Source organism: Limosilactobacillus oris DSM 4864 (assembly GCF_001434465.1).
GTDB classification, from domain to species: Bacteria; Bacillota; Bacilli; order Lactobacillales; family Lactobacillaceae; genus Limosilactobacillus; species Limosilactobacillus oris.
In genome coordinates, this window is sequence record NZ_AZGE01000005.1 from 76,703 (window position 1) to 90,440 (window position 13,738).

Consider the following 13,738-nt stretch of genomic DNA (forward strand, 5'->3'; position numbering starts at 1 on the left):
GTTAGTATGCAATTATTGTCATTAACAATTGACGGCTTCAAGTCATTCGCCAACAAGACAACGATTAAGTTCGAGGAGGGGATGACCGGAATCGTTGGTCCAAACGGGAGTGGGAAGAGCAACATCATTGAAGCTATCCGGTGGGTAATGGGTGAACAGTCTGCCCGGCACCTGCGGGGGGATAAGATGGTGGACGTAATCTTTAATGGAGCCGCTAACCGGGCACCACTGAACCGGGCACTGGTCTCAATCACCTTTGATAACAGTGACCATTATCTTGCCAGTGATTTTAACGAACTAACCATTACTCGGAAGCTGTTCCGCAATGGGGACAGTGAATACCTGCTCAATGGTAATAAGGTGCGCTTGAAAGACATTGTCGATCTCTTCATCGATTCTGGACTGGGCCGGGAGTCATTCTCAATTATTTCCCAGGGACGAATTGAAGCAATCTTCAATGGGAAGCCGGAAGACCGCCGGGCCATTATCGAAACGGTAGCCGGCGTCGCTAAGTACCGTAAAAATAAGCAAACGGCGGAACGGCGGCTTGGACAGACGATGGACAACCTTAACCGGGTCAACGATATTATCAGCGAATTAGCTAGTCAGTTAGAACCGTTAGCTGACCAAAGCGCGCTGGCAAAGGATTATTTGGAACAAAAGGAACAGTTTGACCGCCTGGACCAGACCCAACTTGTTCGCAATTATGACCAGCAGCATGACCAGCTGCAACGGTTGCAGGGCAAACTGGCTGACTCGCGGCAGCTGGTTGACCAGTACCGTAAAAAGACCGCGGCCGCTGATACTGAATTAGAAAAGTACAAGCAGCAGCGGACGGCCCTTCAACGGGACAAGGATGCCGCGAACCAGTCGATTTTGCGCCAAACTCAGCTGATTGCTGATTATCAGAACCAGCAGTCGATTTCGACGGTCAAGCGCCAGCAGCAAGAGCAGGAGCAGCACCGGCTGAGTGAACAAATTAGTGCTAACCAGCAGGAACAAGAGCAAGTGCAGAAGCGGTTAGCCGCGGTCAAGCAGGATTTGACTGCTCACGAGCAAACGATGGCGGAACACAAGAAACAGCTCCAAGCGGCTGAACAGCAAACAGCCAGTGAACGGTTACAGCAGCTGCAAGCCCGGCTAGAAGAACTGCGCAACCAGCAGATTGAACTTCTCCAGCAGCAGACGACTCTGCACAACCAGGCCAACTACCTCCAGGAGAACCACCGGCAGGCGCTAAACGTCCAAAAGGAAAGTGATGCCGAGCTGGCGGCGTTGAAAGAGCAACAGACTGCCCAGCAGCGGGAATTAACTGCTAAGCAGCAGGAAGTGGCTCAGCAACGGGACCGCCTGGCGGCGACTAACCATGAACTCACTGGTGTCCAAGAGCAGCTGGAACAATTGACCAACCGTTACCAGGAACAGCAGCGAAAGTGGTACCAGCTGCTGGGGGATGCTCATTCAACCGCGGCTCGGATCAAGGACTTCCGGGCGCGTGAGGATGACTACGACGGCTACTATCACGGTGTCCAAAGTGTCCTGCGCAACCGGCAGCAGTTTGCGGGGCTTGCCGGGGCAGTCGGGGAGCTGATTACGACTCCAGCCAACGTTACGACGGCGATTGAAACCGTTCTCGGCGGGCAACTCCAGCAACTGGTCGTAGATCGCCAGGACACCGGGAAAGAAATTATTCGCTTCTTAACGCGGCAACGGGCTGGTCGGGTAACGATTCTTCCTCTGGACACCCTCCGTCCGCGGCGGCTGCTGTCGATTTGGCCAACCCTGGAGGGGATGCCGGGCTACGTTGGCCGGGCCACCGACTTGGTCCAGTATGACCAGCGCTACCAGCTAATTATTGACTACCTGCTGGGCAACACTGTGGTCGTTGATAACTTGGATAACGCGACGGCCATTGCCCGGGCTGGCCACCACCAGGTCCGGGTGGTAACCCTTGATGGTCAATTAATTAATACCAGCGGAGCGATGACTGGGGGGGCCAATCGCCATCAGCGTGCCGGAGTTTTGACGCAAAAGCAGACCGGACAGCAACTGGCGAACCTCCTAGCTGACCAACAGCAAAATGCTAAGCAGGCTGAAGCGACGGTTGCAAAGCTACAGGCGTCCCAGCAGCGGGGGCAGGCCAAATTGGCTGACCTGCAAGCAACTTCCCAGGAACAAGCGGACGAACTGCGGACGGCAGAGACGGCCCTTAATCGCCTGGCTGACCAGGTCAAAACGACGGGCCAGCGGGTGGCGACCCTTCAATACCAGACTGATGAACAGACCTCCCGCCATAGTTCTTATCAGGATCAGCTCCAGACGAACTCTGCGGCTCAGCAGCAGATTGATGCTCAACTGGCGACAGTCAAGGAGCAAACTGAAAAGGTCAACCAGCAAATTACCCAATTGCGGCATAACGCGGACGCGCAAAATGACCAGGTCCACGAACTTCAGCAGTGGTTAGCGGTTGCTAAGGAGCGGCAGCAGCAGTATCAACGTCAGGCCGCTGCTCTCGACCAGCAACTAGCTCAATTGAAATCGGCCGCCGCTGACCTGGGGCAACAGCTTCACCAACTGGAAGAACGTTACCGGCAGCAGGGAACTCATGGTGAGGATACCGCGACGGCACTGTCGACGGCTCAAGAGGCATTGGCAGGTTACCGTCAACAGTTGACAGCGGCCGACGATCAGCTGGCAGCTTTAGCTGACCAACTGAACGCCGCTGAAAGCAAGCAGGAACGGCTGATGAGCCTCGAGCGGGCCGCTCTTGATAACCTGAACGCCCTAAATGAACGGCGGGTTCGTTGTGAAGGCCAGTTGGACCAGCTGCAAAACCAGTTGCGGGACCACCACTCATTGACGATCACTGCTGCCCGGCAAAAAGCTGACCAGCAAATCAGTGATGCTGACCTGGCCCGGCGGCTAAAGCTCCTGCAACGGGGCCTCGATGAATTAGGCACGGTCAACGTCAGCGCGATTGAAGAGTATGACCGGGTCAAGGAGCGCTATGACTTCCTAAAGGGCCAGCAGCACGACCTCCTGGAATCACGGACCCAACTCCAGCAGACGATGGACGAGATGGATGGTGAGGTCAAGCAACGCTTTATGACCACCTTCAAGGAGGTCTCAGCTGCCTTCGACGAAACCTTCCGGCAGATTTTTGCTGGCGGGCGGGCCAAGCTGGAATTAACCGATCCGCATGACCTCTTGACGACCGGGGTCGATATTATGGCCCAGCCGCCGGGAAAGAAGAACCAGCATTTGAACCTCTTGTCAGGTGGTGAACGGGCCCTCACGGCGATTACCTTACTATTTGCCATCTTAAAGGTTCGCCCCGTCCCCTTTGCCATCCTGGATGAACCGGAGGCAGCGCTAGACGAAGTTAATGTCCAACGCTTTGCTAACTACCTGCAACGCTTTGGCAAAGAAGGACCACAGTTTATCGTAATTACCCACCGGAAGGGGACCATGATGGGGGCGGACGTCCTCTACGGGGTGACAATGCAAGAATCAGGGGTGTCGAAGATGATTTCCGTAGACGTGATTGATACCCTGAATGACCAAGAAGAGTAGGAGGAATCAGAATGGGATTATTTGATATTTTCCGCCGCCACAAAAAGGAAACACCGGCGAGTGACCACGCAGCTTCCACATCGTTGACGACCGCGGCGTCGGCCAGCGCATCGACGACGGTGGCAGCTAGTCTTTCCACTAGTGGCAGTACCAGCCAGCAGGCCAGTGTGGCAAGTGCCAGCACGGAGCGGTCAAGTTCGGTCTCCCAGTCGGCCAGCAGCAGTTTAAGTACCAGCGTAAGCCAAGCGGCGGCTCCACTTAGTCAATCATCGTTGTCAGCTAGTACGAGCGGCCTTGCGAGTGCTAGTTCAGCAGCTAGCTTGAGTACGGTTGCTGCCCACCAGTCAACGACGCTGGCGGCGAGTGTTTCTCCAGCGGTACCGTCCTCAGAACTGCCGGATGAGACAGCCGGACAAGCACCAAGCGGTGAAGAGTCAACCACTACCGCACCAAGTGAAGACCAACAGGAGAAAAAGTATGACCGGGGCTTGGAAAAGTCGCGGACCGGCTTTGGTGCCCGTTTGAACCGCTTCCTGGCGAACTTCCGCCACGTCGACGAGGACTTCTTTGACGACCTCGAAGACATGCTGATTGAGTCAGACGTTGGCTATGACATGGCGATGAAGCTCAGTGACAGCCTGCGGGAAGAAGTTAAACTTGAAAATGCCAAGAGCAAGCAGGAGGTTTCCAACGTCATCATCGAAAAGATGGTCGACCTCTACGAAGAAGCGGGCCAGGGTGAAAATCCCGACCTGCGGATGGCCGCGGAAGGGCCAACCGTTATCATGTTCGTCGGGGTTAACGGTGCCGGGAAGACGACCACCATTGGGAAAATGGCGGCCCTCTTCAAGCGGCAGGGCAAGAAGGTCCTGCTGGCGGCGGCCGATACCTTCCGGGCTGGGGCTACTGAACAGTTAGACGTTTGGGCCCAGCGGGACGGCGTTGATATTGTGACGGGTCCCGAAAACGGTGATCCGGCGGCCGTCGTGTTTGACGCGGTCCAAAAGGCAAAGCGGGAAGACTATGACGTCCTCTTCGTCGACACCGCTGGCCGGTTGCAGAATAAGGTCAACCTGATGAACGAGCTGGCGAAGATGAAGCGGATCCTGACCCGGGAGATTCCCGACGCACCGCATGAGGTCTTACTGGTCCTCGACGCGACGACCGGTCAGAACGCCCTTAACCAGGCCAAACTCTTTAAGCAGAGTACCGACGTTACTGGAATTGTCCTGACGAAGCTCGATGGGACCGCTCGCGGGGGGATTGTTCTCGCAATTAGGAACGAACTTCACCTGCCAGTCAAGTATGTCGGCCTGGGTGAAAAGGTGGACGATCTGCAGAAGTTCAACGCCAGCGACTTTGTTTACGGCCTCTTCAAGGGCCTGGTCGAGGTCGATTAGGAGCGTCGCAATGGAAATCGAAAAAAATTACCGGATCAACTCCTTATTTGAGTTCTACCAACCACTACTGACTAAAAAACAAAATGACTACTTAGAGCTGTACTACGGGGATGACTATTCGCTGGGCGAGATCGCGGAAAACTTTCACGTCAGCCGGCAGGCAGTGTATGATAATATCAAACGGACGGAAAGCATTCTGGAAGACTACGAGCAAAAACTGCACCTCTACGCTGAGTTTCAGGCCCGCAATCGTCAGGCTGACGAGATTCAGCAGTACGTGCGCAGCCATTACCCAGATGACGACCAGCTCAATGAATTGGTCAGCCACTTAGAGAGTTTGGAGGAAGAATAAATGGCATTTGAAGGATTGACAGAACGCCTGCAAAAGGCGATGGAAAAACTTCGGCGCAAACCGAAAGTGACGGAAGCCGACCTGCGGGAAACAATGCGGGAAATCCGCCTGGCCCTGCTGGAAGCCGATGTTAACTTTACGGTCGTCAAGGATTTCGTGAAGACCGTGCGGGAAAAGGCCGCCGGTGCGGAGGTCCTCAAGGGCTTGAACCCGGCCCAGCAAATCGTTAAGATCGTGAACGACGAACTGACGAAGCTGATGGGGGAAGAGGCGGTACCGCTAAACAAGGCCGCCCATATCCCGACCGTGATCATGATGGTTGGGCTTCAGGGGGCTGGTAAGACGACCACTGCCGGTAAATTAGCCCTCCGGCTGAAGAATGAGGACCACGCCCGCCCGATGTTTATCGCGGCCGACGTTTACCGGCCAGCCGCCATCACCCAGCTGCAACAGGTCGCTGACCAAATCGACGTCCCGGTCTTTGAGAAGGGGACTGACGTTGACCCCGTGGAAATTGTCCGCGAGGGGATGGAAGTGGCCAAGCAAAATCACAATGATTACGTCATCATTGATACCGCCGGCCGGCTCCAGATTGACGAGCAGCTGATGGACGAACTGGCGAACATCAAGGAGCTGGTTAACCCGGACGAAATCCTGCTGGTAATCGATTCGATGACCGGGCAGAACGCCGTCAATACCGCCCAGGGTTTTGACGACAAACTCGACATTACCGGGGTTATCCTGACCAAGCTCGATGGTGACACCCGTGGTGGGGCTGCCATGTCAATCCGGGCCGTTACTGGTAAGCCAATCAAGTTTGTCGGTGAAGGGGAAAAGATGGCGGACCTGGATGTCTTCCACCCGGACCGGATGGCTTCGCGGATTCTCGGCATGGGGGACATGATGACCCTGATCGAGAAGGCCCAGAAGAACTTCGATGAAGAACAGGCCCAGGAAACGATGGACAAGATGCGGGAAAATACGTTTGACTACAACGACTTTCTCGCCCAGATGGACCAGGTCACCAAGATGGGGCCGCTGGAAAACATCCTCAAGATGATGCCGGGGATGGCAAACAATCCAGCACTCAAGAACATCAACATTGATCCTAAGCAGTTCGCCCACATCAAGGCGATTGTTCTCTCAATGACCCCTGAGGAACGGGAAAATCCTGACCTGATGAACCCCAGTCGTCGGCGCCGACTAGCTGCTGGTGCCGGTCGGCCAATCGTCGAGGTCAACCGGATGATTAAGCAGTTTAACCAGATGCGGAAGATGATGAAGCAGGTCACGAATGGCAACATGAGTGGGATGCAAAACCTCTTCGGCGGCCAGATGCCCGGTGGCAAGATGGGGCAGATGGCGATGAACCGGATGGCCCGGAAGATGAAGAAGGATAAGGCCAAGCGGATTAAGAAACTTCGCAAGATGCGGAAAAAGTAAACGAAAACCAGCGTTACCAGTATTTGGGATTTCCAGATGCTAGTAGCGCTGGTTTTTTAGTACCCGGCCAGTTAGATGATTTGATATTGCGATTGGGGATGGAATGGAATATTATAAACATGTTTCAAAATTAGTTATAGGGGGATTGATGATGGTTTCTTGTAATAATCACCAACGGATACTCGCTCGGCAGCCACGCTACGGGTTGCGAAAGCTCGGCGTCGGGGTCGCCTCGGTCCTGCTATCCACCAGCTTTTGGCTAGGCATGACCAGCAACGTGCGGGCGGATACTAATCCAACGCCGGCAGGCACCCAGGCAAATAGTGGGGTGGGGGTACCCGCAAGTGATCAGCAGCAACCGTTGACGAACGCTGCTAGTAATCCGGCGGCTGCTCCAGCCGCGGCAACGAGCACTAGCAAGAGTTTAACGCCGACCAGGGCAATTGACGATCAGGTCGGTCAAGGGATCACGGTTACCAATCATACGATTACCGAAACAGCGGGCGACAAGGATACGGGTAACCCGGGGACAGTTACCCTCCACCTGGGCCTAACCGTTCCTGCTGTGGAAGTTATCCAGCTGCAGAATGGTGACTATATCAACGTTAAACTAGGCTTGCCGTACACGACTGCTGACGGCCAGCAGGAAGTATTTAGCTATGGGGCAATCAATGGTAACAGCCAGGTACCCCTGTGGTATGAGGGACATATTGTCGGTTACATCCTGCCAGCCGGCAACTTAGCCAGTTACCAGCAGTCAGTTCCGGGGGCTGGGGCTACCGTTAATGACCCTCACTGGCAGGTAGTCGCTAATTCTAATGATAATGCCTTGGCAAATGCCGGGAGCAACGGCTACTACCAAATCATCTTTAATTCCTTTTTAAGCAGCTACTTCCGCAACAATCAGGGGACGCCGAACGCGTTGACCTTTAACGCTGACCTGGTATGGTACAACCCAAGCAGTAACGGTGATAAGAAACTGTTGCCGCCTAGTCAGGCCCTCGTCCTGTACGCACCCGGGACAAGTGCGGGAAGCTATACGCCGGGTGCTGACTTGCAGATCGGTGACCAGCATTACGCCAGCGGTTTGCACTTGCAGGTAGTTAAGGATGCCAGCACCGAGACAATTCCGGTGGCTACTAAGATTGTTTCCAGTGACCATACTGGTTCTGTCCCAGCTCATACCTGGGTGAATGGCCAGGAGTACCTCAAGCTGGTGGACCCGACCCAGGGAGTAGGAATTTCGCTCGCCGATGTTGGTTCCGACTTCACCATTACGGTTACCAAGCCGGCAAGTACCGGTGAGGTGGAGACTAACTTTGTCAGTGCCGCGGACTTGCAACGGGAGCTGCAGGAGATTATCGTTCCGGTAATCAGCAGTGATTCTATCAAGCTGAATGACCAGTTGACGGATTCTGGCGCCTTTTACCTGACGAAACAGTATGTTTACCAAAAGCCCTTGGTAAAGGTGGAACGCACGGATAACGGTGCCGATGAAGCGACCTACCATGTTACCGTCAGCGGGGATTACGCGGGCTTCCGTTCAACTAATAGTGACGGTAGTTCACCGGTCACCCTGCTGACCTGGAAACCGACGGACCCGGTCGCGCTGATGCCCGGGGATGGTATTCGGAACTACAAGCAAGACCGGCAGGCGGCTAGCTATGGTGACCAGCCGGGCAACTGGCTGGGTGGTTACTCAATCCAGAGCGCAGCGGTTCGTGAATATATGGATAGTCATCCCTGGCACGCGAAGGTCGTTAGTCAGGGGCAAACGAAGTATGACGCGGACTGGGGATACTGGATCGATATCAAGAACGACCTCAAGCCGGTTAGCCGGGCCTATGTCGACTCGACCTACTATGGTTTCGTTAACCAGGTGATCCACTTTGTTAATGAGCAGGGCCAACCAATGACGCAGCCGTCTGGGGAGGGAATCCCCGATGTCAAGCGGCAGGTAGTTTTCACCAGCAAAACGGGGAAAGCCGGCAGCTACCATACTGATGAACAGTTTAATGCCCTGAACCTTCCGGTGGTTGACGGGTATACCGCCTACCAGGGCGTCCAGTCGGCCGACGGGCAGCTAGCAATGACGGCTGATGGTCAGGCGCAAACGACGGGGGCGGCAATCCGCCAGGCCGGCCAGGAAGCACCATTCGACTTTCCGCACGCTGACTTTATTGAGTATGTGGTTTACAAGCCGGTTGCTCAGGAGAATGCTCATTTACGTTTTTACGATGATACTGACCAGCGCTTTATTCCGGGCTTGTCGGACCTGAGCGTTAGCGGTAGGAGTGATAAGCCAATTGTCTTTACAATTCCTACAAACTATGACCTCAGTAATTACGACTATGCTGGTACCTACGTGGGGAATGATCCGGCTAACAAGGACCAGTGGCTGAATGGACTCGTGCTGAGCGAAGTCAGTTTTGGCAACTTCGATACCGCCCCAGCTGACGACCAGTATTTCATTGCCCACTTTACACACCGAACTGTCCCAGTTAGTGAACAGAAAACAGTAACGGAAACCATTCATTACGTCGACGCGGCCGGCCACCACTTGCTGCCAGACTATCAGAGTCAGGTCTCCTTTACACAGACGGGGAAGCGGGATTTGGTGACCGGGGCAGTGACGGCCACCTGGTCTGGACCACAAACCTTCCCGGCGGTGGTCTCACCCGCCATTTCCGGCTACCGGCCCGACATCGCGGAGGTGGTTGCGTTTACGGTCAACCATGCAAGTTCAAATGTGGAGCGAACGGTAGTTTACCGGCCAGTTACGTCTCCGGTGGCCCCACGGCCAGAACAACCGGGGCAACCGGCTCAACCGGGTGAAGGGGGAGCTCAGCCCGGGACGCGGACTGGACTGCCGGTGGCCGTTACCCCAGTTGACAATGATGAGGTGGCCGGGTCCCAGCAGCTGCCCCAGACCGGAAGAAGTGAAAATCCAGGGCTGATTGCCCTTGGGCTAGCGGTCCTCGCTGCTTCGTTTGGCCTTGCAGGTACCCGGCGGAAAAATAATTAAGCCTGTCAAGAAAAACTACTTTACATTCTCTCGGAAGACTGGTATATTATTACCTGTTAAAAGAAATCAGGGAGGTGCAAAAATGTCTGTTAAAATTCGTTTAAAGCGTATGGGTTCTAAGAAGCGTCCTTTCTACCGGATCGTTGTTGCCGACTCACGTTCACCACGTGATGGTCGTTTCATTACCGCTTTAGGTACTTACAACCCATTGACTACTCCTAAGGAAGTCAAGTTTGATGAAGATGCTGTTATGGAATGGCTGCAAAAGGGTGCCCAACCATCCGACACTGTTCGCAACATGCTTCAAAAGGCTGGCGTTATGCAGAAGTACCACGAAGCTAAGTACGCAAAGAAGTAAGTGATGATTTATCATGACTGAGACAAATATAGAGACGCTGATTCGTGATTTGGTTACCCCGCTATTAAAACATCCGGCGGCGTTAACGATTTCCCAAGAGGATGGTGGGCGTTACCACCAGTATATTGTTAACGTTGCCCAAGAAGATATTGGGCGCCTGATTGGCCGCCAGGGTCACGTTGCTGCAGCATTGCGGACCGTTGTTGAGGGTGCGCGTTCTCGGCGTTCCAATTCTAAGAAAGTCCGGTTACTGATTAACGATCATCGTCACTAAATAAAAACTCCCACACCAGTTCTGTGGGAGTTTTTATCTTTTTTAGGAGGAAAATATGCAATTTTATAATGTTGGTAAAATTGTCAACACCCATGGTATTCGGGGCGAGGTTCGGGTCCTGCCCACCACTGACTTTGTTGACGAGCGGTTTGCGCCCCAGCAAAAGCTCTACCTGCAAGGGACGGGCGCGCCGGTTGAATTAACGATTGAACGGTCCCGCCAGCACAAAGGTTTTATTCTGGTGAAGTTCGTGGGCTACGATAATATCAACGATGTCGAAAGTTTTCGCAACCATGAGTTAATGGTCAGTGCAGCGGACCAGCAACCCTTAGAGGACGGCCAGTATTACTACCACCAGATTATTGGCCTGACTGTTAAGACGGTGGCGGGGGAAGAACTCGGTAAAGTCAAGGAGATCCTTGCTCCAGGTGCTAATGACGTTTGGGTTGTGGAGCGTCCAGGAAAGGCGGACCTCCTGCTACCGGTGATTGACGACGTGGTCAAGCAGGTCGACCTCGACAACGGTCAGGTGCTGGTTGAATTAATGGAGGGGTTAGGATAATGCGAATTGATGTGTTGAGCCTTTTTCCAAACATGTTTCAAGCGACGATGGGCGAGTCGATTATCGGTAAGGCGCAGGAAAACGGCTTCTTGGACCTCCAGGTGACCGATTTCCGCGACTACACCACTGATAAGCACAACCACGTCGATGATGCGCCATTTGGCGGGGGCGCCGGAATGCTCCTCCAGCCCCAGCCAATTTTTGACGCGATGGACGCAATTGAAAAGGAAACGGCGGGCAAGTATCCCCGGGGACGGGTTATCCTGATGGATCCGGCGGGCCGGCGTTTTGACCAGGACTATGCCCAGGAGCTGGCCCAGGAGGAACACCTGACCTTCATCTGCGGGCATTACGAGGGCTATGACGAACGAATCCGTCAGCTGGTGACTGATGAGGCTTCCCTGGGCGACTATGTCCTGACCGGGGGCGAACTAGCGGCGATGGTGATGATTGACGCGACCGTGCGCTTTGTCCCGGGAGTCCTTGGCAACATGGCTTCTCCGATGGGTGATTCCTTCAGTAACGGCCTGCTTGAATATCCGCAGTACACGCGGCCGGCGGACTTCCGTGGCATGAAGGTGCCGGAAGTCCTGACCAGCGGGAACCACCAGAAAATTCGCGAATGGCGGATGAGGGAGTCGCTGCGGCGGACCCTCCACCGGCGGCCAGACCTGCTGGAATCCGCCTCGCTCAGCCGGGAACAGCAGCGGATGCTAGAAGATATTAAGCTGGACGAAGACCCGGACGTACCGGATTAGGGAGAGGCTCATGAAAAAATTGTTTGAACGCTTGCTTTGGAAGCAGGATCCGGCGGTGTACCAGCAAAAGGATGCTAAACTGACGCCTAGTTTGCGAACAATTGACCTGATTGGTCTCGGGACCGGGATGGTTGTTGGTACCGCGATCTTTACCCTGCCAGGAATCGTCGCGGCTGAGCATACCGGGCCCGCCGTGCCCCTGGCCTTCATCGTGGCGGCAATTGGGGCGGGTTTATCGGCCTTAGCCTATGCAGAAATGTCGTCAGTCTTGCCCTTTGCCGGCTCGGCCTTTTCCTGGATTAACGTCCTCTTTGGTGAATTTTTCGGCTGGATTGCCGGTTGGGCCTTGCTGGCCGAATACTTTATCTCGGTTGCCTTTGTTGCCTCCGGCTGGTCGGCCTATATGCAAGGCTTTTTAGCCAGCCTGGGAATTAAACTGCCGGTGGCCCTGACCGGGGGCTTTAATCCCCGTCAAGGCTCCTACGTTGACTTTTGGCGGCGGTCGCCATCCTGGCGGTGGGAATTTTGACTTCCCGTGGGGTCCACCAGGTGAGCCGGATTGAAAACATCATCGTTGCAATCAAGCTTCTGGTGATTATCATGTTCATCGTGGTCGGGGCGACCGCCATCCAGGCCAATAACTACGTGCCCTTTATTCCAGCGCACCGGCCGGGAACGAGCTTTGGGGGCTGGCAGGGGATCCTTGCCGGGACGGCCCAAATCTTTATCGCCTACGTTGGCTTTGACGCAATTGCGGCCAACACAGCGGAAACGAAGAACCCGCAAAAGACGATGCCCCGGGGCCTAATCGGGACCCTGGTACTCGGTACTGGCTTCTTTATCGCCGTTTCCCTGGTGCTGGTGGGGATGTTTAAGTACTCCCGTTACGCCAATAATGCTGAGCCGGCTGCCTGGGCACTGCGCCAGTCGGGGCACTACCTGACGGCCAACTTGTTGTCAGTGGTGGCGATTATCGGGATTTTTTCCGCGCTGATTGCGATTCTGCTGGCGTCGTCGCGGCTAATCTATGCCTTTGGGCGGGACGGCCTCTTGCCGAGCCGGCTGGGGATTGTTAATGGCCGCCACGTGCCCAGCCACGCCCTCTGGCTGATTACTTTGTTGGCGATGGTCCTGGGTTCGGTCTTTCCGTTTACTTTTCTGGCGACCCTGGTTTCCGCCGGGACCCTGGTAGCTTTCATTTTCGTGTCCCTCGGAATTTACGCCCTGCGGCCACGTGAGGGGAAGGATTTGCCGGATGCCCAGTTTAAGATGCCCTGGTACCCGGTGCTGCCGACGGTTTCGGCCCTGTTTTCTGCGGTAATTTTCTGGGGCCTGAATAAGGATGCGAAGATTTTGATGGTCGGCTGGTTCGTGATTGGCCTGCTGATTTACTTTGTTTACGGTATTCGGCATTCCATCATTAACCAGGAGCACGGGAAATAGCCCTTGCAAGTTAGCACGAAACCATGTATAGTAGTTAATGGCTGTTTAGCCGTGAATAACGGTATTCCGCTGCCCATTGTGGACATGAATGTCGGCGAAAGGAAAGAAATTGTATGCGTCAAAATAAGTTAATCGAAAAGATTACTGCTAGTCAACTGCGTGATGATATTCCGGAATTCCGTGCCGGTGATACTGTACGGGTTCACGCGCGGATCGTTGAAGGTTCCCGTGAACGTATCCAGATGTTTGAAGGGGTTGTTATCAAGCGCCACGGTGCTGGTATCAGCGCTACTTACACTGTTCGGAAGATCAGTAACGGTGTTGGTGTGGAACGGACTTTCCCACTGCACTCACCACGGGTTGCTAAAATCGATGTTCTTCGTCACGGTCGCGTTCGTCGTGCCAAGCTGTACTACCTGCGGGCACGTACTGGTAAGGCTACCCGGATCGCTGAACGTCGTCGCGATGCTGAATAGTAATCCTAATGAAGAGAACTCCTGCCTTGCGGGAGTTCTTTTTTTGTTTGGCTCTTCGTCAAGAAGTACTGATG

Annotated in this window: 10 protein-coding genes and 1 pseudogene; all 11 read left to right on the forward strand. The window is 54.4% G+C overall.

Features of this window, described 5'->3' with window-relative positions:
• The first annotated feature begins 6 nt into the window (after positions 1-6).
• The 11 genes and pseudogenes from smc to rplS all read left to right on the forward strand — a co-directional run bounded on the left by smc (position 7) and on the right by rplS (position 13,664).
• Positions 7-3,573 (forward strand): chromosome segregation protein SMC, encoded by a 3,567-nt coding sequence (smc, locus tag FC49_RS03830; protein ID WP_003715716.1) that lies wholly within the window; start codon positions 7-9, stop codon positions 3,571-3,573.
• 11 nt (positions 3,574-3,584) lie between these two features.
• Complete coding sequence (gene ftsY, locus FC49_RS03835; protein WP_056984323.1) at positions 3,585-4,973, forward strand: signal recognition particle-docking protein FtsY; 1,389 nt, start codon at positions 3,585-3,587, stop codon at positions 4,971-4,973.
• Positions 4,974-4,983: 10 nt separating this feature from the next.
• The gene (locus FC49_RS03840; RefSeq protein ID WP_003715728.1) at positions 4,984-5,325 is read left to right on the forward strand and encodes a putative DNA-binding protein; all 342 of its coding nucleotides are present in this window, start codon (positions 4,984-4,986) and stop codon (positions 5,323-5,325) included.
• On the forward strand, positions 5,326-6,768 hold the full coding sequence (ffh, locus tag FC49_RS03845; RefSeq protein WP_003715744.1) for a signal recognition particle protein: 1,443 nt from the start codon (positions 5,326-5,328) through the stop codon (positions 6,766-6,768). It abuts the gene before it with no gap.
• Positions 6,769-6,916: 148 nt separating this feature from the next.
• Positions 6,917-9,793, forward strand: a complete 2,877-nt coding sequence (locus FC49_RS03850) for a mucin-binding protein (RefSeq protein WP_056984325.1) — start codon at positions 6,917-6,919, stop codon at positions 9,791-9,793.
• 82 nt (positions 9,794-9,875) lie between these two features.
• A complete protein-coding gene (gene rpsP, locus FC49_RS03855) occupies positions 9,876-10,151 on the forward strand; it encodes a 30S ribosomal protein S16 (protein WP_003713500.1) in 276 nt (91 codons plus the stop codon).
• Between the two features lie 13 nt (positions 10,152-10,164).
• Entirely contained in the window at positions 10,165-10,425 is a 261-nt protein-coding gene (locus FC49_RS03860) for a KH domain-containing protein (RefSeq protein WP_056984327.1), read from the forward strand.
• Between the two features lie 55 nt (positions 10,426-10,480).
• Positions 10,481-10,987, forward strand: coding sequence for a ribosome maturation factor RimM (rimM, locus tag FC49_RS03865; RefSeq protein WP_056984329.1), 507 nt, complete (start codon positions 10,481-10,483; stop codon positions 10,985-10,987).
• Positions 10,987-11,745: a tRNA (guanosine(37)-N1)-methyltransferase TrmD gene (gene trmD, locus FC49_RS03870; protein WP_056984330.1), complete on the forward strand. Its 759-nt coding sequence runs from the start codon at positions 10,987-10,989 to the stop codon at positions 11,743-11,745. The genes rimM and trmD overlap by 1 nt, the downstream gene beginning before the upstream one ends.
• A gap of 10 nt (positions 11,746-11,755) precedes the next feature.
• Positions 11,756-13,188, forward strand: a pseudogene (locus tag FC49_RS03875) (APC family permease).
• Between the two features lie 113 nt (positions 13,189-13,301).
• Positions 13,302-13,664, forward strand: coding sequence for a 50S ribosomal protein L19 (gene rplS, locus FC49_RS03880; protein WP_003713480.1), 363 nt, complete (start codon positions 13,302-13,304; stop codon positions 13,662-13,664).
• The last annotated feature ends 74 nt before the right edge of the window (positions 13,665-13,738 follow it).